The sequence below is a fragment of the Roseospira marina genome, assembly GCF_014197855.1.
Classification (GTDB): Bacteria; Pseudomonadota; Alphaproteobacteria; order Rhodospirillales; family Rhodospirillaceae; genus Rhodospira; species Rhodospira marina.
In genome coordinates this window covers 175,243-195,469 of record NZ_JACIGJ010000003.1, presented here as the reverse complement: position 1 = coordinate 195,469, position 20,227 = coordinate 175,243, and the positions used below count along the sequence as shown (strand labels likewise).

Genomic DNA, 20,227 nt, shown 5'->3' with positions numbered 1-20,227 from the left:
CCTTTGAACTAAACTGAACCGTTTAGTTTGATCCTGATGTTGGGGGTGGTAAGGTGCCCTGTCAAGACAGCAGAGGTCATGGCGGTATGAGAACCCGAAGCGAGATCGGCCGGCGCAAGGCGGACCAGGTGATGGCGGCCGCGCGGTCCCTGTTCCTGGAACGCGGCTTCAGCGGAACGTCCGTGGAAGACATCGCCACCCGTGCGCGGGTGTCAAAGCCAACGGTCTACAGCCATTTCTGCGATAAACGCGGGCTGTTCATCGCGTTCATACAGGCCGAGGTGGAGGCGGTCGCCGGCTCCATGTTGGATTTCGAGGATCGGCTGGACGGTGTGCGCGCCGACCTGGAGCGGTTTGGTCGCGCCTATCTGGACATCGTTCTGAAGCCCAGCGCGCAGGCGCTGTTTCGGCTCGTTCTGACGGAGTCGGCGGCGTTTCCCGAAATCGGAGCCGCGTTCTATAAGACCACCATCGGTCGGATGGAGCAGCGCCTGTCCGGGCGGCTTGCCGACTGGGTCGCGCTGGGCGCGCTGGACATCGACGACCTGACCCTGGCGAGCCATCGCTTCCTGGAGCTGTGTCGCGCGGACCTGCACTACAAGGCCCTGATGGGGGTGTGTCGCGACATTCCCGATGCGGAGCGGACGGTGCATATCCGGAACGCCGTGGATGCGTTTCGGCGAATTTATCAGAATGGAGTAGAGTCCGAAGCGCACACGCCAGGATAATCGGACGAGCCGTCCGCTGCCGACCCTTGTTAAAGCGAAAGGCCGAATGCTTTAATAAGCCTCGGCCTTGTTAAAGGATGCTTTCATAAGGAGGGCCCGTGGATCGGACCGCGCGGTTGGGTCGCTATGAGGTGACGGCGGTGGGCGAGACGGTGCGGGCCTTCATTCCTCCGCCGTTGCCCCCGGTTCCCCCCGTGGATATGACGCCGCTTACGTCGCCTCTGGAACAGGCCGCCCAGGCATTGGGGCGGCTCGATGGTGTGGCATCGGTTCTCCCCGACACCCCGCTGTTCCTCTATATGTACGTGCGTAAGGAAGCCCGGCACGGCGGCTTATGTGCCGCCCCCACCGCACCACGTGACCGATCTTATGGGAGATTTGGAAACGTTCCTGCATGCGGACACGCCCGGCATGGCAACCCTGGTCAAAGCCGGTCTGGCGCATGTGCAGTTCGAAACCATCCACCCGTTTCTGGATGGCAACGGCCGCCTCGGGCGGCTCCTCATCACCTTGTTCCTATGCGAACGCGGTCTGCTTCGCGCGCCTCTGCTCTACCTCAGCCTGTATCTGAAGACGCACCGTCGCCAGTACTACGACCTCCTGCAAGGTGTGCGGGACGAGGGGGACTGGGAAAGCTGGCTCGCGTTCTTTTTGGAGGGCGTCGAACGCACGGCTGAGCAGGCCAGTGGCACCGCCCGAACGATCTTACGCCTGTTCGAGGCCGATGCCGCTCGGCTTACGGATCTGGGCCGTGGCGCCAACGCGCCGATCCGCGTTCACCGCCTGCTTCAGTCGAAGCCGCTGATCCGAATCCCCGAGGCTTCGGACCGCCTGACCCTGTCACAGCCGACCGTCGGGAAGGCGCTGGATACGCTTGGCGCTCTTGGCATCGTCGAAGAGGTATCCGGCCGCAAGCGCGGCCGGGTGTACGTCTACCGGCGGTATCTGGATATCCTCAACGAGGGGACGGAACCCCTTCCGCGCTGATCCTCAGCCCGTCCGTTCGAACATCGCGATCTTCAGATCGGCGATGGCCTTGCCTGGGTTGAGGCCCTTCGGGCAGGTGGTGGTGCAGTTCATGATGGTGTGGCAGCGGTACATGCGGAACGGATCGTCCAGCATGTCCAGACGCTCCTCGGTCGCCTCGTCGCGGCTGTCGAACACCCAGCGCGCCGCCTGGAGCAGGATCGCCGGGCCGAGATAGCGGTCGGCGTTCCACCAGTAGCTCGGGCAGGAGGTCGAGCAGCAGAAGCACAGGACGCACTCCCACAGGCCGTCCAGCTTCTCGCGTTCTTCCGGGCTTTGCAGGCGCTCGCCGCTGGTGGGCGTGGGGGTGTCGGTCTTCATCCACGGCTCGATCATCTCGTACTGCGCGTAGATGTGTGTCAGGTCCGGCACCAGATCCTTGACCACGGCCATGTGCGGCAGGGGGTAGATCTCAACGTCGCCCTTCACCTCCTCGATCGGCTTCAGGCAGGCGAGGGTGTTGTCGGTGTCGATGTTCATCGCGCACGACCCGCAAATGCCCTCGCGGCAGGACCGGCGGAAGGTCAGCGTCGGGTCGATCTCGTTCTTGATCTTGATGAGCGCGTCCAGGACCATCGGCCCGCAGTCATCCAGGTCGATGTGGAAGGTATCCAGGGTCGGGTTTCCACCCGTGTCCGGATCATACCGGTAGATCCGGAACGTCTTGACGTTCTTGGCGCCGGCCGGAGCCGGCCAGGTCTTGCCGGGCTTGACCCGGGACTTGGGAGGAAGCGAGAACTCCACCATGACGTCGATCCTTGATTAGGCGGCGGTCAATCTTGTGTGCGGGCTTGAATGCGGCGAATGGTCGCGCCCGAGGACGGCGCCATCCCCCCCTAGAGCCCCGACCGAGGATGGGCGACCTCGCGAGGCCGGACCCATCCTTCGGCCGTGCCGATCGGGACGGTTAGTACACGCGCTTCTGCGGCGCGATGTACTCGATATCCTTGGTCAGCGTGTAGGTGTGCACCGGCCGGTAGTCCAGGGTCACCGCGCCGGTTTCGGGCTCCACCCAGGCCAGCGAGTGCTTCATCCAGGTCTGGTCGTCGCGGTCCGGATAATCCTCGCGGGCATGCGCGCCCCGGCTTTCCGTGCGGGCCTCGGCGCTGTGCACGGTGGCCTTGGCGCAGGCGAGCAGGTTCTGCAGCTCCAGCGCCTCGACCAGATCGGTGTTGAACACCAGGGAGCGGTCGGCCAGCTTGATGTCCGCCACCGTCTCGGCGATGGCATCGACGCGCTTGACGCCCTCGGACAGGCTTTCGGCGGTCCGGAACACGGCGGCCTCGGTCTGCATCGCCTTCTGGAGGTCGAGACGGATCTCGGAGGTCGCGCGCGGCCCCTTGGCGTTGCGCAGCCACTCCAGGTTGGCGACGGCCGCCTCGCCGGCACCGGCCGGCAAGGGCGCATGCGTGGTGTCCGGTGTGATGGTCTGGGCGCAGCGCTTGGCCGCGGCCCGGCCGAACACGACCAGATCGAGCAAGGAGTTGGTGCCCAGCCGGTTGGCGCCGTGCACGGACACGCTGGCGCATTCCCCCACCGCCATCAGGCCCGGCACGATGCGGTCCGGGTCGTCGGCGGTCGGGTTGATGACCTCGCCCATGTAGTTGGTCGGAATGCCGCCCATGTTGTAGTGCACGGTCGGCAGCACCGGGATCGGGTCCTTGGTGGCATCGACGCCGGAGAACACGCGCGCGGTTTCCGTGATGCCCGGCAGGCGCTTGTGCAGCACGTCGCCGCCCAGGTGCTCCAGGTGCAGGTAGATGTGGTCGTTGTCCTTGCCCACACCCCGACCCTCGCGGATTTCCATGGTCATGGCGCGGCTGACGACGTCGCGGCTGGCCAGATCCTTGGCGTTCGGCGCGTAGCGCTCCATGAAGCGCTCGCCCTCGGAGTTGGTCAGGTAGCCCCCCTCGCCGCGCGCGCCCTCGGTGATGAGGCAGCCGGCGCCGTAAATGCCGGTCGGGTGGAACTGCACGAACTCCATGTCCTGCAAGGGCAGGCCGGCGCGCGCCACCATGGCGTTGCCGTCGCCGGTGCAGGTGTGCGCCGAGGTGCAGGAGAAGTAGGCGCGGCCGTAGCCCCCGGTCGCCATGATGGTCTGGTGTGCGCGGAAGCGATGCAGCGTGCCGTCATCCAGGTTCCAGGCCACCACGCCCCGGCAGGCCCCGTCCTCCATGATGAGGTCGAGGGTGAAGAACTCGATGAAGAACTTCGCCTTGTACTTCAGCGACTGCTGATAAAGCGTGTGCAGGATGGCGTGGCCGGTGCGGTCGGCGGCGGCGCAGGCGCGCTGCACCGGGGCTTCGCCGAAGTTCCGCATGTGGCCGCCGAATGGGCGCTGGTAGATCTTGCCGTCGTCGGTGCGCGAGAAGGGCACGCCGAAGTGCTCCAGCTCCTGCACGGCCGGAATGGCCTCGCGGCACATGTATTCGATGGCGTCCTGGTCACCCAGCCAGTCCGAGCCCTTCACGGTGTCGTACATGTGCCATTCCCACTTGTCCTCGGCCATGTTGCCGAGCGCGGCGCCGACGCCACCCTGGGCGGCGACGGTGTGGGAGCGGGTGGGGAAGACCTTGGTCAGGCAGGCGGTCTTGAGGCCCTCGGCCACGGCGCCGAACGTGGCGCGAAGACCGGCGCCGCCGGCGCCGACGACAACAACGTCGTAATCGTGGTCGATGAACACGGGGGATGCCATGGACCCGTTACCCTCCGAAGGCCAAGGTGAGCACGCAAACGGTGCCGAAGAGCGCGCCGGCGATGGCGAACAGCTTGGTGAGCAACACGGTCACGTGCTTCACCGCCGGGGCGTGGATGTAGTCTTCCTGCACGACGATCGCGCCGAGCGCGCCGTGATGGAACGCGGCGAGGATGAACAGGATCATCAGGGTGGCGTTGAGCGGCTGGCCCATCCAGGCCTGGAACGTGGCGTGGTCGACCCCTTGGTTGCCGATGACGGCCCCGAAGATGAACCACAGCGCCAGCGGAACCAGCGCGATGCCGCCGATGCGCTCGGCGAACCAGTGATCGGCGGCGCCGGTCTTGGCGGAGCCGCGTCCGCGCGCCACGCCCAGGGCGGAGCGCATGGTGTTGCCTTTCGCGGAACTCATGGTCCCCATCTCCCTTACAGCGCGACCGCGAGGCCGACGATCCACACCAGCGCCGTCAGCGCGACGACGGCCGCCAGCATCGTGAGCCCGGTGCGGCGCACCCCGGCGATGGAGACCTGGCAGCCGGTGTCCCAGACCAGATGCCGGATGCCGTTGGTCATGTGGTAGAACAGGACCACCGTCCAGCCGAACAGGACCAGATACCCAAGCGGGGAGGCAAACAGCGCCTGCGCGGTGGCGAAGCTCTCCGGCCCATAGGCGGCCGCGCCCAGCCAGAGGATCACGAACAGAGTGCCGAGGCAGAACATCAGCATCCCGGTGATCCGGTGAGAGATGGAGAGCGCCGGGGCGATCTTGCGATGCAGCTTGTAGACCTGGAGGTGGGGAGACAGCGGCCGCTCATGGGTCGGCATGGCAGGGGCCTCTCGCGTTGCTGGCGCCGAACGCGGCGCGGGTAAGGACGACGAAAACCATCGGCTACTGTGGAGCGTCTCCACGCTCCAACCGGCCCCTGTCGCGCGCCAACGGCACACGCCACGCACCGCTCGACCCGGCCCGGCTGTCCCGGGCGGCCCGCGTCGGTCTGGCGCTGGTCGTCACGTGAAAGGGCTCGGGCGGCCGTCGCAGGAAACCCGAGAACCGCTGTCATGCACTACGGCAGAAACGGCGGAACGGCATCCCCGCGGCGCCGCGGGCGGTCACCGGAACGCGTTCGTGTTTAACGACCGTAAATGCCCGAGTCAAGTTGCGGCGCACAATGTACGCATTGGCAACGGCGCGGCTTCATCTAGGGCGAGAAAAGCCCCATGGAAACAAGGGCACGCACTACGTCTCCGGTATCCATGTCGGCTCTGGCCAATCGGTCCCGGGCGTTGAATAATCTCAAACAATATGGCGGTTGCTGCGGCCACCGCCTGTCTCATCCACGCCGGTCCGGCGCCTGTTCCGTGGTCGCGGTGCGCACCGGATCCGATCCCTTGCACCAGGAGGTGAAACCATGCGCAGCCCGCGCTCCCGTTCCGTGTTCCTCGCGGTCGGTGTCACGGTCGCCAGCCTTGCCGGCACGGCCCAGGCGGAGACGTTTCGTTGGGCGTTTCAAGGCGATTTCCAGGCCCTTGAGCCCTACGTTCTGAACGAGACCCACACGCTCGGCACCCTGTCCAATGTGTACGAGGGTTTGGTGCGCCGCGACCGCGACCTGGGCATCGAGCCCGCGCTGGCGGAGTCCTGGGATGTGGTGAATCCCACCACGTGGCGGTTCCACCTGCGGGAGGGCGTGACGTTCCACAATGGCAATCCGTTCACGGCGGACGACGTGCTGTTCTCGCTGGCGCGCGCCGCCAAGGACGGCTCCGACATGTCGTCGCGCGTGGCGGCGATCGCCGAGGTGCGCAAGGTCGATGACCTGACCGTCGACATCATCACCACAGCGCCCTATCCCATCCTGACGTCGGACATGACCGACCTCTACATCATGGACAAGGAGTGGGCCGAGGAGCACGACGCCGTCGAGCCCGCCAACATCAAGGCGGGCGAGGAAAACTATGCCACCCGTCACGAGAACGGCACCGGGCCGTTCATGGTGACCGAGCGTCAGCCCGACGTGCGCACGGTGTTCGTGCCGTTCCCCGACTGGTGGGACGAGCCGGAGCACAACATCACGGAAGCGATCTTCACCCCGATCACCAGCGACGCGACGCGGGTGGCCGCGCTGCTGTCGGGCGAGATGGATCTGGTCTATCCGGTGCCGCTCCAGGACGCGCCGCGGGTCGAGGCCGCGCCCGGCGTGGAGATGCTGGACGGGGCCGAGGTGCGGACCGTGTTCCTGGGCATGGACCAGTATCGCGATACCCTGTTCGAGGGCAGCGTGACCGACGCCAATCCGCTCCAGGACGTGCGGGTGCGCGAGGCGTTCTACCGCGCCATCGATATCGAGGCGATCCGGAAGAAGATCATGCGTGGCAAGGGCACGCCCACGGCGTTGCTGATCGGGCCGCAGGTTAACGGCTTCGACCCGGCGCTGAACGAACGCCCGGCGGTCGATCTGGACCGGGCGAAGGCGCTGCTGGCCGAGGCCGGCTACCCCGACGGGTTCGAGATCGGGATGGACTGCCCCAACAACCGCTACGTCAACGACGAGGCGATCTGTCAGGCGGTCGCCGGTATGCTGGCCAAGATCGGCGTCAAGGTGAACCTGCTGGCGCAGCCGAAGAGCAAGTACTTCGCCAAGATCCTGGCCCATGACACCAGCTTCTACATGCTGGGCTGGACGCCCTCGACGCTGGACGCCCACAACGCCATGCGTGACCTGCTGATGTGCACCAAGGACGACTTCGGCAAGTTCAACCTGGGCCGCTACTGCAACCCGGAGATCGATGAACTGGCCAAGGCGGTGCAAAGCGAGATCGACCCGAACAAGCGTCAGGTCATGATTTCCGAGGCGTTCCAGATCATGCAGAACGACTGGGGTTATATCCCGTTGCACCAGCAGCCGCTGTCTTGGGGCAAGAAGGAGTCGGTCGATCTGTTTCAGCGCGCGGACAACATCTTTGAACTGCGCTTCGTCACCGTGCAGTAACCGGGGGCAACGGCCGGGGGCGGGCAGGGATTACCGCTCGTCCCCGCCTCGGTCATCCCTTCCCACGCCGTGGGCGCGCGGATGGGCGGCGTCGTGCAGCCGCTTCAGGCGGGCCACGTCCACGGCGGTGTAGCGCTGGGTGGTGGACAGAGACGCATGCCCCAGCAGTTCCTGGATGGTGCGCAGATCGCCCCCGCGCCCCAGCAGATGCGTGGCGAAGCTGTGCCGCAGGGCGTGCGGCGTTGCGCTCTCCGGTAGACCCAGGCGGTCGCGCAAGGTCCGCACCTGCCGCTGAACGACCCCGGGGTTGAGGCGCCCGCCCCGCGCGCCCACGAACAGCGGAGCGTCCGGCCCCAACGTCATCGGGCAGGCGGCGCGGTAGGCATCCACCGCCTCGATCACCACCGGCAGGACCGGAACCATGCGCTGTTTGCGGCCTTTGCCGGTCACGACCATGGTCGGGCCGTTCGGCGCGTCCCGTTGGTTCAGGGCCAAAGCCTCGCCCAAACGCAGGCCGGCGCCGTACAGCAGCGTCAGAAGGGCCACGTCCCGCTTTGCCAGCCAGGGTTCCTCCTGAAGGTCGGCGATGGTGTCGAGTGCCTCGCGCGCTTCCTCTTCGTCCAGGGCCTTGGGTACGGCCTTTGTGCCACGCGGCCCGCGCACCAGCCCGATGGCGGGGTTGTGGGCGATGCCCTCGCGGTCGAGCCAGCGGAAGAAGCCGCGTAGGGTGGACAGGCCGCGCGACTGGGAGGTGCGGCCGACTCCGGCGGCGCCCCGCCAGGCGAGCCACGCCCGGATGTCGGCGGTCTGGAGCGTGGCCAGATCGGTCAGGGTCGGCGGGCCGCCCAGATGCTCGGCGAGAAAGCCGAGAAAGCCCGCAAGATCCCTCACATAGGCGTCGAGCGTGTGCCGGCTGACCCGCCGCTCGCCCCAGATCCAGGCCCGCCAGCGATCGACCGCGGCGCATAGCCCCTCGTCTCCGGCGAGCGCGACGGCGGGGCCCGGCGCGGGATCGTGGGGCGGCGGTGTCCGGTCCGGCGTTGCGCCCATCAGGCGTGTCCGCCCTCGCTCGACAACAGCGAGGGATCGACGCCGAGGCTGCGCAGCGCGAGGTCGTATTTGGAGTCCAGGTCGCCGGCGAACACGACGTTGGGGTCCGCGTCCACGGTCAGCCAGACGTTCCGGCGCAGTTCGTCGTCGAGCTGCCCGGCGCTCCATCCGGCATAGCCCAGCGCCATCAGGGTGCGGGTCGGGCCGGTGCCGACGGCCATGTCGCGCAGCACCTCCAGCGTGGCGGTCAGCGCGACCGTGTCGTCGACGACCAGCGTGCCCTCGTGGATGTAGTCGGCCGAATGCAGCACGAAGCCGCGCTGGCTTTCCACCGGGCCACCGAACTGCACTTGGATCTGCTCACAGCGGGGCGTGGCCGAAATGCTGAGTTGTTCCAGCAGGTCGGTGAAGCTGAAATCCGGGATGGCGCGGTTGACCACCAGACCCATCGCGCCCTCGGAGGTATGCGCGCACAGATAAATGACGGCCCGGACGAAGCGCGGATCGCTCATGCCCGGCATAGCCACCAGACACTTGCCGGTCAGAAAGCCCTCCGCGGCGCCGACGCTTGCGAATGCGTCCACCATGATCCTCGTGCCTCCCTTACCGCCCGGGAAAGAGGAGCGATTCGACCACGTCCGGGCTGGAATTCCAAGACAAACCATACGCGGTGGCACTCTTGCGCTCCGGCGCGCTTTCGCCGATATGGGAAGAGCCGCAACCCGTGTAGGCGGCGTGGCGCGTCCCGGATGACCGCGCCCGGCGCGAGGATCCCCACCCATGAGTCACTCTGACCCTGATCGGCCCGACCGATCCGCTCCGGCCCGGCATGCATGTGTGCCCGGATCGTGGACGGCGGTTGTCGGCCTGTTTTTTCTGTCTATGGCCATGGGGTTGGTCGCCCCGTCCGGCGCGGCCCGTGCGGACCTTGGGGCGTGGGCGCCGCCGGGCACGAGCGCCTGGGCCGAAACGCCGGAAGGCCGCGTGCGCCTGATTGCCGCGCGTGGGGCGCTGAACGATGCCGAGACCGCGCGGCTCGGCCTTCAGTTCGAGATGAAGGACGACTGGAAGGTCTACTGGCGCTCGCCAGGGGACGCCGGCTATCCGCCGACCATCGACTGGACCGGCAGCGCGAACCTGGCCGGGACGGAGATGCTCTGGCCGGCGCCGGAGCGCTTTTCTGTCCTGGGCATCCAGACGCTGGGCTACAAGCACGGCGTGGTCTACCCGATCCATGCGACGGTCGCGGACCCGTCCCGGGGCCTGCGGCTTGCGGCGTCGGTGGACTATCTGACCTGCGCCGAGGTGTGCATTCCCCGCACCGTCAATCTCACCATGGATCTGCCGGCCGGGCCGGGCGCGCCGACCGCGCACGCGCACACCATCAACCGCGCCGAATCCGCCGTGCCCGGGGATGGGGCGGCCCACGGCCTGACCCTGACGGAGGCGGTGACGGAGACCGGGCCAGATGGCCCGGTACTGCGGGTGACCGTGCGTGGCGAGCCACCGCTGACCCACCCGGATCTGTTCATCGAGGGGCCGGAGGGAAGCTGGTTCGATCCGCCCACCGTGGCATCGGGCGACGACGGCACCACGGTTCTGTGGGCGAAGGCCGGCGGCCTTGAGAGCCTGGCCGGCGTGCCCCTGACCATCACCGTGGCGGACGGCGTGCGCGGTCTGGAGGCCGCGGTGGCGCCCGATCCGGTGGCGGGACCGCACCCCCTGGCCGCCCAAGCCGAACCGGTCGCCGCCGGGGCCGCGATTCCGGACCCGGTCAGGGGCGCCGAACCCGCCGCGCCGGTGGCCGCCGGAACGCTGCTGGGCATGGTCGGCTTCGCGCTGCTGGGGGGCCTGATCCTCAATCTGATGCCCTGCGTGTTGCCCGTGCTGTCGCTGAAGGTGCTGGGCCTCGTCGGGCACGGTGGCGGAGCACCCGCCCGCGCCCGCGCCAGTTTCCTGATGAGTGCGGCCGGCATCGTGGCGTCCTTCGCGGTGCTCGGCGCGGTGGCGATCGGGGTGAAGGCGGCGGGCATCGCCGTCGGCTGGGGCATCCAGTTTCAGCAGCCGGTGTTCCTGGTGGCGATGATCGTCCTGTTGTCGCTGTTCGCGGCCAACCTGTGGGGCCTGTTCGAGCTGTCCCTGCCGAGTTGGCTCACTGGAGCGGCCCATGCGGGCGCGGTGCGCGCGGGCGGCGACGATCCGCACTCCCTGTGGGGGGCGTTCGGCACCGGCGCGCTGGCGACCCTACTGGCCACGCCCTGTTCCGCCCCGTTCCTTGGTACGGCGGTCGGCTTCGCCCTGTCGCGGGGCTGGATGGAGATCGCGCTGATCTTCCTGGCGCTGGGGATCGGCATGGCGCTGCCCTATCTGCTGGTCGCCGCGCGGCCCGGACTGGCGACGCGGTTGCCCCGGCCCGGCCGCTGGATGGTGTGGCTGAAGGCCGTGCTCGGCGTCGCCCTGGCCGGAACCGCCGTGTGGCTGCTGACGGTCCTGGCGGCGCAGGTGCCGCCCCTGGCCGCCGCCGTGGTGGCCGGCTTGATGGCGCTGATGGTGCTGGCGTTCGTCCTGCCGCGGGAGCGGCTTCCGGGCCGGGCCGTGTTGGCGGGGCTGGCGGCTGTGGCGGCGCTCGCGGTGCCGGCGTGGGCCGGCTTCCTGCCCGGCGCGGAGACGGTCGGCGGGGAGGCCGTTCGGAACGGCGGCCTGGGACCGGCCGAGTCCGGGGACTGGCAAGCGCTCGACGTTGCGGCCATTCCCGATTTCGTCGCCGAGGGCCGGGTCGTGTTCGTCGACGTCACGGCCGATTGGTGCGTCACCTGTCTGGTCAACAAGCGCGTGGTGCTGGACCGGGATCCCGTGGCGACGCGGCTTGCGGCCGACGGCCTTGTCCGCATGCGCGGCGACTGGACCCGTCCCGACAGCGGGATCGCGGCCTATCTCGCCCGTCACGGGCGCTATGGCATTCCGTTCAACGCGGTGTATGGCCCGGGGGCGCCCGACGGCCTGATTCTACCCGAACTGCTGACCGAGGGCGTCGTTCTCGACGCCCTCGACCGGGCCGGCGCGCGGACCACCGCGGCCGGCTCCTGAGCGGACCGACACCATCACGAAAACAAGGGAGGCTTCATGTCCATGATCCAGGCGGGCGACCGCATGCCGAGAGTGACGTTGCACATGCTGACCGACGACGGCATCAAGCCCGTACCCACCGACGAGCTGTTCGCCGGCAAAACCGTGGTGCTGTTCGCGGTGCCGGGCGCCTTCACGCCGACCTGTTCGGCGCGCCACCTGCCGGGTTTCGTCGAGCACATCGACGCCTTCGCGGCCAAGGGTGTGGACGCGGTCGCCTGCGTCGCGGTCAACGATCCGTTCGTGATGGCCGCCTGGGGCGCCAGCGCCGGCGCCGACGGCAAGGTGCTGATGATCTCCGACGGCAACGGCGCCTTGGCCGAGGCCACCGGCACCCAGATGGACGCCAGCAAGGCGGCCATGGCCACCCGATCCCAGCGGTACGCCATGATCGTGCGGGACGGCACGGTGGAGCAGTTCTTCCTGGACCCCGCCGGCCAGTTCGAAGCCTCCAGCGCCGAGAATGTACTGGCGCATCTTTGATCCGGCTCGGTCCTGAAACGGACGGATCCGTTTCAGGGCCTCCGCCGCGTTGCGTCGCCGGATCAATCGGCGTCGTAGGTTCCGGATTTCCCCCCGGACTTGTGGACCAGCCGGACGTCGGTGATCCGCATGCTCCGGTCGACGGCCTTGCACATGTCATAGACCGTCAGTGCCGCCACGGAGACGGCGGTCAGCGCCTCCATCTCCACGCCCGTCCGCCCGGTCAGGGCGCAGGTGGCCGTGATCTCCACCGCGTGGTCCGCCTCGTCCAGCCGCAGGTCGACCGTGACCTTGGTCAGGGGCAGCGGGTGGCACAGCGGGATCAGGTCGGGCGTGCGCTTGGCGCCCATGATCCCGGCGAGTTGCGCGACGGACAGCACGTCGCCCTTCGATAGGCCGTGATCGCGAATGCGGCGGAGGGTCTCGGGCGCGGCGAGAACGCGGCCCTTGGCGACGGCGGTGCGCGTCGTTTCGGGCTTGGCGGACACGTCCACCATGACGGCGTTGCCATGTTCGTCGAAGTGCGTGAGGGGCATGCGCGTCGGCCTTTCATAATCACAGAACAGCCTATCAGTACGGCGTATTGGGGCGGTGCCAGCGAAAAAAAAAGACCCCGCCGAGGTCGCTCGGCGGGGTCAATCCCAGCATGAGGAAATGTCTCTTCGACACGGTCGGAGGACCTGATCTCTCATGGCGCAGTGATCGCGCGATTGGCATGGTGACGCAAGCTGGCCAAAGGTTAGAGGGGCGGTGCGTCGCGCCGGATCGATGCGCAACCGAATAAACCGGGCGCGAGTCCAAGGCGTTGGCGCGCACGCCGGTGGGAGTCCCGGCCGGGCGTCGGGGGTGTCGGGGTGTCGTGACGGCTCGCGCACGACGCCCTCAGGCGGTCGTTTCGGGGGCCGACTCCACCCCTTCCGCACACCCCGGTTACGGTCCCTGTTGCCGTTCGGCGCCGAACCGGTATAGTCCCGCTCATGCGAATCCTGGTTGTCGAAGACGATGCCGAGGCGGCGGCTTATCTGGCCAAAGGCCTGCGCGAAAGCGGCTATGTGGTGGACCATGCCGACAACGGCATGGACGGCCTCTACATGGCCACGAACGAACCCTATGACGCCATCGTGCTCGACCGCATGCTGCCCCGGCTGGACGGGCTGGCGGTGGTGGAGACCCTGCGCAAGGCGGGCAAGCAGACCCCGGTGCTGATCCTGTCGGCGTTGGGCGAGGTCGATGCGCGCGTGCAGGGCCTTCGGGCCGGTGGCGACGACTACCTCGCCAAGCCCTACGCCTTCTCCGAACTGCTGGCCCGCTTGGAGGCGCTGCTGCGCCGGGGCGAGGGGCCGACGCAGCAGACCCGCCTGACGGTGGGCGACCTGGAGATGGACCTGCTGGCGCGGCAGGTGACCCGGTCGGGCAAGCCGATCGCCCTGCAACCGCGCGAATTCCGGCTGCTGGAATACCTCATGCGCCACGCCGGGCAGGTCGTGACCCGGACCATGTTGCTGGAAAACGTCTGGGACTACCATTTCGACCCGCAGACCAACGTGATCGACGTGCACGTCAGCCGGTTGCGCCAGAAGGTGGATAAGGACTTCGAAAAGGCACTGATCCACACCGTCAGGGGCGCGGGCTACTGCTTGCGGGAAGCCGATTAAGCCGGCGATCGCCACTGGGCGCCTGTTTCGCACGACGGTTTTCCGACTGGCGCTGATCTCCGCCATCGTGTTCGCGCTGCTGTCGAGCTTCGTGCTCGGGCTGGTGTACTGGACCACGGCCGCCCTGATCGACCGCCAGACCGTCACCGCCATCAACACGGAAATGGCGGGCCTTCAGGACATCTACGAGCGGGGCGGGACGGCCTCGCTGGTGGCCGCGATCGAGAATCGCGTGACCGGGTATCAGGGCTATCACCACATCTACATCCTGGCGCCGCGCGAGGGGCCGTCGGTGGTGGGCAACCTGCGGGAATGGCCGACCGTGCCGCCGGACCGGAACGGCTGGCTGCACTTCTCGGTCGAGGCGGAGTCCGAGGGCCGGCGGCAGGTCTGGCCGGCACAGGCGCGCATCGTCCACCTGTCCAGCGGCCTGTGGCTGATGGTCGGTCGCGACATGACGGAGCGCACCGGCTTCGCCCGCATCATGGAGCAGTCGCTGGCGTTTGCGCTCGGCGCCGCCCTGATCCTGGGCGTGATTGGCGGCATCGTGATGAGCCGCAACCTGCTCAGCCGCATCGATCAGGTCAACCGGACCGCCCGGACTATCTTGGAGGGCGACCTGTCGGGCCGCGTGCCGGTGTCGGGCAGCGGCGACGAGTTCGATCGGCTGGCGCTCAACCTCAACAGCATGCTCGACCGGATCCAAAAGCTGGTCTCGGCCATGCGCGAGGTGACGGACAACATCGCCCACGATCTGCGCAGCCCGCTGAACCGCATGCGCTCCCGGCTGGAGATCACCCTGGTCGGCACGCCCGATCCCGACGAATACCGCAAGTCCCTGGAAGGCGCGCTGGAGGATACGGACGCCATCCTGCACACCTTCAACGCGCTGCTGTCCATCGCGCGGATCGAGGGCCGCAACGCGACCGAAACCTTCGAGCCGGTCGATCTGACCGATCTGGCCGCCGGGACGGTGGAACTGTACGAGCCGGTGGCGGAGGAACGCGGGCAGACCCTGACCTTCACGCCGCCCGACTTTGGTAAGGCGGCCGTGGTGAACGGGGACCGGCATCTGCTGACCCAGACCGCCGCCAATCTGGTGGACAACGCCATCAAGTACACGCCGGAGGGCGGGCGCATCCGGGTCTGGGTGGACCCCGCGCGCGATTCGGTGCGGCTTGTGGTTGCGGACAGTGGTCCTGGCATACCGGAGGAGTTCCGGGGCGCGGTGCTGAACCGCTTCGTTCGTCTGGAACAGAGTCGCCACACCGCGGGCACCGGTCTGGGGCTGAGTCTGGTGGCAGCGGTCGCGGATCTGCACGGGGCACGGCTGGATCTGCTCGACAACGCGCCGGGCCTGCGGGTCGACCTGGTGTTCCCGGAAAAGGCGGTGAGGGCCGCGACCGAGGCCGAGGACGGCGCGTCCTGACGCGCGCTCTTGCTCCCGGCCGTGGCGCGGCCTATAACCCCGCCATGCAGGGTCCCGGTGTTCCGTTCCGAAAGATGCATGGTCTGGGCAATGACTTCGTGGTCATTGATACCCGGGCGCGTCCGCTTGCCTTGACGACCGCTCTGGCGCTCCGCATCGCGGACCGCCGCGAGGGCGTGGGCTGCGACCAGCTTGTCACCATCGAACCGCCGCGTCCGGAGGATCCGGGTAGCGTTGCCTTCATGGGCATCCGCAACGCGGATGGGTGCGTGGTGGAGGCCTGCGGCAATGCGACTCGCTGCGTCGCCCATCTTCTGATGGAAGAGGCGGGGACAGACACGGTGACGATCGGAACCCTCGCCGGGGTGGTGGTCGCGAACCGGGCCGGCGCCGACGAAGTCCGCGTGGACATGGGGCCCGCCCGCATCGGCTGGGACCAGATCCCGCTGGCGGAAGCGCGAGACACGCTGCACCTGGACGTGGGGATCGCGCCGTTCACGGACGCCGTGGCGGTGTCCATGGGCAATCCGCACGTCGTGGCCTTCGTCTGCGATGCCGAGGCCCAGGGGCTCGCGGTGTTCGGTCCGTCGGTGGAGCGCCACGCCCTGTTCCCGGCCCGCGTCAACGTGGAGATTGTCACCGTCCGTGAGGACGGCCGCCTGCGCATGCGGGTGTGGGAGCGGGGCTCGGGCATCACCCGCGCGTGTGGCACCGGCGCCTGCGCGGCCGCAGTCGCGGCCATGCGCCGTGAGTTGGTACCGCGCGGCCCGGTCACGGTGCTGCTGGACGGCGGCCCGCTCACCATCGACTGGCGCGTGGCCGACGACCACGTTCTGATGACCGGCCCGGTGGCCACCGCGTTTACGGGGGTCCTGGACGGAGGCTTGCTGCCATGACCGACGGGCCGGACCCCCAACTCGTTACCTTCGGATGCCGCCTGAACGGCTACGAAAGCGAGGTAATGCGCGAACACGCCCGTGCGGCCGGCCTGGACCACGCAGTCATCGTCAACACCTGCGCGGTCACCAAGGAGGCGGAGCGTCAGGCCCGCCAAGCCATCCGCAAGCTGCGGCGCGAGAATCCCGGGATCCGCCTGATTGTGACCGGCTGCGCGGCGCAGCTCGACCCGGCGCGCTTCGCGGCCATGCCGGAGGTCGACCGCGTTCTGGGCAACGACGAGAAGCTGCGGCCCGAAAGCTACCGAGACGATGCCGCGCCCCTGCTGGTCGACGACATCATGCAGGCGCGGGAGACGGCCGGGCACCTCATCACCGGGTTCGAGACCCGCACCCGCGCCTTCGTTCAGGTGCAGCAGGGCTGCGACCACCGGTGCACCTTCTGCATCATCCCGTTCGCGCGTGGGCCGAACCGCTCCGTGCCGCTCGGCCGTGTGGTGGAGCAGGTGCGCACGCTGGTGGAGGGCGGCACGCAAGAGGTCGTGCTGACGGGTGTCGATATCACGTCGTATGGCGCCGATCTGCCCGGGCGTCCGACGCTGGGCGAGACGGTGGCGCGCCTGCTGGCGTTGGTGCCGGACCTACCCCGGCTGCGGCTGTCCTCGCTTGATCCCGTCGGGGTGGACGAAACGCTCCTGCGGCTGGTGGCGGAGGAACCGCGCCTGCTGCCCCACCTGCACCTGTCGGTGCAGGCCGGCGACGACCTGATCCTGAAGCGCATGAAGCGCCGCCATCTGCGCCATCATGTGGTCGATCTGGCGGCGCGGTTGCGCGATCTGCGGCCTGGGCTGGCCTTGGGCGCCGACCTGATCGCGGGCTTCCCGACCGAAACCGAGGCCCACGCCGCGAACACTCTGGCGTTGGTGGACGAGGCCGATCTGACCCACCTGCACGTCTTTCCCTATTCCGCACGGCCGGGCACCCCGGCGGCCCGCATGCCTCCGGTGCCGGGCGACGTGGCCCGGGCGCGCGCGGCGGCCCTGCGCGAGGCGGGGGAGCGGCGCTTGGCGGGGCGGCTCGCGGCGCGCGTTGGTGGCGTGGCGGATGTGCTGCTGGAAACGCCCGGCGTGGGTCATACCGAAGACTATCTTCCGGTGGATGTGGGGGACGCCGACGGCGTGGCCCCCGGAACCGTGGTGCGTGTCCGCCTGACCGGCACGGACGGGCTGCGCCTGACCGGTTGCACGAAAGAGAGGATGTCGGCGTGATCTGGGGCTTTGGACGCAAAAAGAAACAGCAGCGCGACGAGGACGAGGCGCGCCAACGCGCGGAAGAGGACGCTCAGGCGGCGGAACAGGCCCGGGCGGCGGAAGAGGTCCGCCAGCGTGAGGCCGCCGAGGCGGAGGAACGCCGCCGCGCCGAAGAGGACGAAACGCTCACGCGCCGTGACGCCGCGCGCCTGCTGGTCGAAGCGGAAGCCCAGGCCCGCGCGGACGCGCAGGAGCAGCGGCGGCGCGCAGACGAGGCCCGCCGTCAGGCCGAAGAGCAGGACCGCCAGCGCCGCGAGGCCGAAGAGGCCGCTCGTCGTCAGGCGGAAGAGGAGGCCCGTCGGCAAGCCGAGGAGCAGGACCGTCAGCGTCGCGAAGCCGAAGAGGCTGCTCGTCGTCAGGCGGAAGAGGAGGCCCGTCGGCAAGCCCAGGAGCAGGAGCGTCAGCGCCGCGAGGCTGAAGAGGCTGACCGTCGCAAGGCGGAGGACGAGGCTCGTCGCAAGGCCGAGGAGCAGGACCGCCAGCGCGCCGCCGCCCGGGGCAAGGGGCAGGAGGCGGAGGAGCCCGACGAGGTCCGGGACCCCAACCTGCACGCCATCGAATGGGGCGAAACCCCGCGCAAGAAGAAGGGCTCGGGCGGGTTGTTCGCCCGCCTGCGCGAGGGGCTGACGCGGTCGTCCACCAAGATTTCCAAGGGCATCACCGACCACATGGTCACGGCCCGCCTGGACGACGAAGCGCTGGAATACTTGGAGGATGTGCTGATCCAGTCGGATCTGGGCGTCTCCACGGCCTCGGACCTGATTCAGTCCCTGTCGCACGCGCGGTTCGGCGCCAATCCGACCGAGCAGGAGGTGCGCGAGCACTTCGCCGGGGAACTGGCCAAGCTGATCGAGCCGGTGGCTCATCCGCTTCAGATCCGCAAGAACCCCAAGCCGCACATCGTGCTGGTCGTGGGCGTCAACGGCTCCGGCAAGACCACCACCATCGGCAAGATCGCCCGCCAGCTCGTGGACTGGAACATCAAGGTGTCGCTGGCCGCCGGCGACACCTTCCGCGCCGCGGCTGTCGAACAGCTCAAGATCTGGGGGGATCGGACGGGCGCGCCCGTGGTGGCCCGTCAGACCGGAGCGGACGCGGCCGGGCTGGCTTTCGATGCCATCCAGGAGGCCCGCACGCGCGGCGATGATGTGCTGCTCATCGACACGGCTGGACGGTTGCAGAACCGCACCGAGCTGATGGAGGAGCTGAAGAAAATCGTCCGCGTTATCAAGAAGCTGGACGAGACCGCACCCCACACCGTGCTGTTGGTGATCGACGCCACGGTCGGTCAGAACGCCCTGCAACAGGTCAAGGTGTTCCAGGAGATGGTGGGCGTCACCGGGCTGGCGGTCACCAAGCTGGACGGCACCGCCAAGGGCGGCGTGGTGATCTCGCTGGCGCAGGAGTTCGCGCTGCCGATCCACTTCGTCGGCATCGGCGAGGCGGTCGAGGACCTGCGGCCGTTCCGCGCCGACGAATTCGCCAGCAGCCTTATGGGGCTCTAACTCGCCGCGACGACCGACGCAGCGGGGCGTCCGACCAGTTCGGCGTAGACGTCCGGATCGGTGGCGCCCTCCGTTGACAGGGCGAGCACGCGGCTGTCGCGGTCCAGGCCCAGCGCCCCCCGCAGGGTGGGGTTCGCGAGCGCAAGAAGGCATCCGGCCAGTCCGGCGGTCGCGCTATCGCCGGCCACCACCGGCGCATCGTACCGTCCCGACGCCAGCAGACGCATAACCTCCACCGCCGGCGCGTCCGGTACGGCCAGGAAGTTGTGCGCGCCCTCGTCCAAGACCTCCCACGCCAGCAGCGACGGCGCCCCGCAGGCCAGCCCGGACATGACGGTGTCGAGGGCGCCCAGCGCCATGACCGGCCGGCCCGTCCGGGCGCTGGCCAGCAGGCAGGCGGCGCGGTCCGGTTCCACGACAACGATGCGCGGCCGATCCGTGCCCCAGGCCTCCCAGGTCTGGGCCGTCACGGCGGCCGCGAGCCCGCCGACGCCCCCTTGCACGAAGATGTGGGTGGGCGGCCGGTCGATCTGGGTGACGATCTCGTCCGCCATGACCGTATAGCCCTGCATCACGTCGCGCGGGATGTTCATGTAGCCGGGATACGACGTGTCCGAGACGACGACCCACCCATGCGCCACCGCATCCTCGGCGGCGGCCCGTACCGAATCATCATAGGTCCCGAGCACGCGGCGGACGTCCGCGCCCCACCGCGCGATGGCTTCGCAGCGTCCCGGACTGACCGTCCCATGGACATAGATCACACAGCCGCAGTTCTGCCGGTGGGCCCCCCAGGCGACCGAGCGGCCATGGTTGCCGTCGGTGGCGCAGCAGACCGTCAGGCCCTCGGCGCCCCGGCGGCCGACCAGACGCTCCACGGCGTACGCGCCCCCAAGGGCCTTGAAGCTGCCGAGACCTAAGCGCGTGCTTTCGTCCTTCAGGTACAGGGCGGCGAGCCCGGCGGCGGCGGCCAGTCCGTCCAGGCGGCGCAACGGCGTGGGCGCGTAGCCCTCCCAGGCGCGGATGGCGTCGCGGGCGGTCGTCATGCCTTCGACCGTCAGCACCGCGCGTTCGCGCGGGCCGATGGGGCGTGCAGGGTCGGCGGCGCGCGGGTTCGCGATGTGGGTGACGGGGTGGGCGCTCAGCAGGGGCAAGGTGTACGGCACGGGCTGGGCATCTCCGGACGGTGACCGTATGAGGGTCGCACAGACCGGCGTCGGGTGTCTTCTGTTTGGCGGGGTTCCGTGGGCTCTCCCCGCCCCCATCCGGGACTTTGATCCGGGATGGCAAATGGCCGACTGGGAGAGTAAACTATCTTAGGGTAGTCTTTTGGA

The 20,227-nt window shown here is 68.5% G+C and carries 19 protein-coding genes and 1 pseudogene; 12 read left to right on the top strand and 8 right to left on the bottom strand.

Translation table 11 applies throughout. The features are described 5' to 3' along the window. Positions 1-86 precede the first annotated feature (86 nt). The 3 genes and pseudogenes from GGD82_RS05300 to GGD82_RS05295 all read left to right on the top strand — a co-directional run bounded on the left by GGD82_RS05300 (position 87) and on the right by GGD82_RS05295 (position 1,715). Positions 87-728, top strand: a complete 642-nt coding sequence (locus GGD82_RS05300; protein WP_150061891.1) for a TetR/AcrR family transcriptional regulator — start codon at positions 87-89, stop codon at positions 726-728. Positions 729-928: 200 nt separating this feature from the next. Next, positions 929-1,003 (top strand): annotated as a pseudogene (locus GGD82_RS21550) (hypothetical protein); the annotation flags it as partial. 94 nt (positions 1,004-1,097) lie between these two features. Then, positions 1,098-1,715, top strand: a complete 618-nt coding sequence (locus GGD82_RS05295) for a Fic family protein (protein WP_246163796.1) — start codon at positions 1,098-1,100, stop codon at positions 1,713-1,715. 3 nt (positions 1,716-1,718) lie between these two features. Here GGD82_RS05295 and GGD82_RS05290 read toward each other — a convergent pair whose 3' ends face one another. The 4 genes from GGD82_RS05290 to sdhC all read right to left on the bottom strand — a co-directional run bounded on the left by GGD82_RS05290 (position 1,719) and on the right by sdhC (position 5,274). Then, positions 1,719-2,501 (bottom strand): succinate dehydrogenase iron-sulfur subunit, encoded by a 783-nt coding sequence (locus tag GGD82_RS05290; RefSeq protein ID WP_150061892.1) that lies wholly within the window; start codon positions 2,499-2,501, stop codon positions 1,719-1,721. Positions 2,502-2,661: 160 nt separating this feature from the next. Further along, positions 2,662-4,449: a succinate dehydrogenase flavoprotein subunit gene (sdhA, locus tag GGD82_RS05285; RefSeq protein ID WP_150061893.1), complete on the bottom strand. Its 1,788-nt coding sequence runs from the start codon at positions 4,447-4,449 to the stop codon at positions 2,662-2,664. Positions 4,450-4,456: 7 nt separating this feature from the next. Beyond that, complete coding sequence (sdhD, locus tag GGD82_RS05280; protein WP_150061894.1) at positions 4,457-4,861, bottom strand: succinate dehydrogenase, hydrophobic membrane anchor protein; 405 nt, start codon at positions 4,859-4,861, stop codon at positions 4,457-4,459. Positions 4,862-4,875: 14 nt separating this feature from the next. Next, the gene (sdhC, locus tag GGD82_RS05275) at positions 4,876-5,274 is read right to left on the bottom strand and encodes a succinate dehydrogenase, cytochrome b556 subunit (protein ID WP_150061895.1); all 399 of its coding nucleotides are present in this window, start codon (positions 5,272-5,274) and stop codon (positions 4,876-4,878) included. A gap of 17 nt (positions 5,275-5,291) precedes the next feature. Between sdhC and GGD82_RS05270 the strand changes: the two genes are divergently transcribed. Then, positions 5,292-5,465, top strand: a complete 174-nt coding sequence (locus GGD82_RS05270; protein WP_170284238.1) for a hypothetical protein — start codon at positions 5,292-5,294, stop codon at positions 5,463-5,465. Positions 5,466-5,858: 393 nt separating this feature from the next. Further along, positions 5,859-7,439: an ABC transporter substrate-binding protein gene (locus GGD82_RS05265; RefSeq protein ID WP_150061896.1), complete on the top strand. Its 1,581-nt coding sequence runs from the start codon at positions 5,859-5,861 to the stop codon at positions 7,437-7,439. A 30-nt stretch (positions 7,440-7,469) separates the two neighbouring features. Here GGD82_RS05265 and GGD82_RS05260 read toward each other — a convergent pair whose 3' ends face one another. Together GGD82_RS05260 and GGD82_RS05255 are read right to left on the bottom strand one after the other, a co-directional pair. Continuing rightward, on the bottom strand, positions 7,470-8,489 hold the full coding sequence (locus tag GGD82_RS05260; protein ID WP_150061897.1) for a tyrosine recombinase XerC: 1,020 nt from the start codon (positions 8,487-8,489) through the stop codon (positions 7,470-7,472). Next, on the bottom strand, positions 8,489-9,076 hold the full coding sequence (locus GGD82_RS05255; protein ID WP_150061898.1) for a YqgE/AlgH family protein: 588 nt from the start codon (positions 9,074-9,076) through the stop codon (positions 8,489-8,491). Before GGD82_RS05255 ends, GGD82_RS05260 begins: the two co-directional genes overlap by 1 nt. 397 nt (positions 9,077-9,473) lie before the next feature. Here GGD82_RS05255 and GGD82_RS05250 point away from each other — a divergent pair, with 397 nt between their 5' ends. Both GGD82_RS05250 and GGD82_RS05245 read left to right on the top strand, forming a co-directional pair. Then, the gene (locus GGD82_RS05250; protein WP_311731928.1) at positions 9,474-11,576 is read left to right on the top strand and encodes a protein-disulfide reductase DsbD family protein; all 2,103 of its coding nucleotides are present in this window, start codon (positions 9,474-9,476) and stop codon (positions 11,574-11,576) included. A 36-nt stretch (positions 11,577-11,612) separates the two neighbouring features. Continuing rightward, positions 11,613-12,098: a peroxiredoxin gene (locus tag GGD82_RS05245; protein ID WP_150061900.1), complete on the top strand. Its 486-nt coding sequence runs from the start codon at positions 11,613-11,615 to the stop codon at positions 12,096-12,098. Positions 12,099-12,160: 62 nt separating this feature from the next. Here GGD82_RS05245 and moaC read toward each other — a convergent pair whose 3' ends face one another. Continuing rightward, entirely contained in the window at positions 12,161-12,634 is a 474-nt protein-coding gene (gene moaC / locus GGD82_RS05240) for a cyclic pyranopterin monophosphate synthase MoaC (RefSeq protein WP_150061901.1), read from the bottom strand. 441 nt (positions 12,635-13,075) lie between these two features. On the opposite strand from moaC, the gene GGD82_RS05235 reads away from it, so the two are divergent. The 5 genes from GGD82_RS05235 to ftsY all read left to right on the top strand — a co-directional run bounded on the left by GGD82_RS05235 (position 13,076) and on the right by ftsY (position 18,893). After that, positions 13,076-13,753 (top strand): response regulator transcription factor, encoded by a 678-nt coding sequence (locus GGD82_RS05235; protein ID WP_150061902.1) that lies wholly within the window; start codon positions 13,076-13,078, stop codon positions 13,751-13,753. A gap of 67 nt (positions 13,754-13,820) precedes the next feature. Continuing rightward, positions 13,821-15,182, top strand: coding sequence for a sensor histidine kinase (locus GGD82_RS05230; RefSeq protein ID WP_150061903.1), 1,362 nt, complete (start codon positions 13,821-13,823; stop codon positions 15,180-15,182). Positions 15,183-15,226: 44 nt separating this feature from the next. After that, positions 15,227-16,078, top strand: a complete 852-nt coding sequence (gene dapF, locus GGD82_RS05225; protein ID WP_260178287.1) for a diaminopimelate epimerase — start codon at positions 15,227-15,229, stop codon at positions 16,076-16,078. Continuing rightward, positions 16,075-17,346, top strand: a complete 1,272-nt coding sequence (mtaB, locus tag GGD82_RS05220; protein WP_150061904.1) for a tRNA (N(6)-L-threonylcarbamoyladenosine(37)-C(2))-methylthiotransferase MtaB — start codon at positions 16,075-16,077, stop codon at positions 17,344-17,346. Before dapF ends, mtaB begins: the two co-directional genes overlap by 4 nt. Then, positions 17,343-18,893, top strand: coding sequence for a signal recognition particle-docking protein FtsY (gene ftsY, locus GGD82_RS21010; RefSeq protein ID WP_170284239.1), 1,551 nt, complete (start codon positions 17,343-17,345; stop codon positions 18,891-18,893). Before mtaB ends, ftsY begins: the two co-directional genes overlap by 4 nt. Here ftsY and GGD82_RS05210 read toward each other — a convergent pair. Next, on the bottom strand, positions 18,890-20,059 hold the full coding sequence (locus tag GGD82_RS05210; protein WP_246163800.1) for a diaminopropionate ammonia-lyase: 1,170 nt from the start codon (positions 20,057-20,059) through the stop codon (positions 18,890-18,892). The genes ftsY and GGD82_RS05210 overlap by 4 nt on opposite strands. Positions 20,060-20,227: the final 168 nt, after the last annotated feature.

Coding starts and splice junctions, on each gene's coding strand:
- GGD82_RS05255 (WP_150061898.1), bottom strand. CDS start 9,076: ATGGTGGACGCATTCGCAAGCGTCGGCGCCGCGGAGGGCTTTCTGACC.
- sdhD (WP_150061894.1), bottom strand. CDS start 4,861: ATGAGTTCCGCGAAAGGCAACACCATGCGCTCCGCCCTGGGCGTGGCG.
- mtaB (WP_150061904.1), top strand. CDS start 16,075: ATGACCGACGGGCCGGACCCCCAACTCGTTACCTTCGGATGCCGCCTG.
- sdhC (WP_150061895.1), bottom strand. CDS start 5,274: ATGCCGACCCATGAGCGGCCGCTGTCTCCCCACCTCCAGGTCTACAAG.
- GGD82_RS05295 (WP_246163796.1), top strand. CDS start 1,098: ATGGGAGATTTGGAAACGTTCCTGCATGCGGACACGCCCGGCATGGCA.
- dapF (WP_260178287.1), top strand. CDS start 15,227: ATGCAGGGTCCCGGTGTTCCGTTCCGAAAGATGCATGGTCTGGGCAAT.
- GGD82_RS05235 (WP_150061902.1), top strand. CDS start 13,076: ATGCGAATCCTGGTTGTCGAAGACGATGCCGAGGCGGCGGCTTATCTG.
- moaC (WP_150061901.1), bottom strand. CDS start 12,634: ATGCCCCTCACGCACTTCGACGAACATGGCAACGCCGTCATGGTGGAC.
- GGD82_RS05290 (WP_150061892.1), bottom strand. CDS start 2,501: ATGGTGGAGTTCTCGCTTCCTCCCAAGTCCCGGGTCAAGCCCGGCAAG.
- GGD82_RS05260 (WP_150061897.1), bottom strand. CDS start 8,489: ATGGGCGCAACGCCGGACCGGACACCGCCGCCCCACGATCCCGCGCCG.
- sdhA (WP_150061893.1), bottom strand. CDS start 4,449: ATGGCATCCCCCGTGTTCATCGACCACGATTACGACGTTGTTGTCGTC.
- GGD82_RS05245 (WP_150061900.1), top strand. CDS start 11,613: ATGTCCATGATCCAGGCGGGCGACCGCATGCCGAGAGTGACGTTGCAC.
- GGD82_RS05300 (WP_150061891.1), top strand. CDS start 87: ATGAGAACCCGAAGCGAGATCGGCCGGCGCAAGGCGGACCAGGTGATG.
- GGD82_RS05265 (WP_150061896.1), top strand. CDS start 5,859: ATGCGCAGCCCGCGCTCCCGTTCCGTGTTCCTCGCGGTCGGTGTCACG.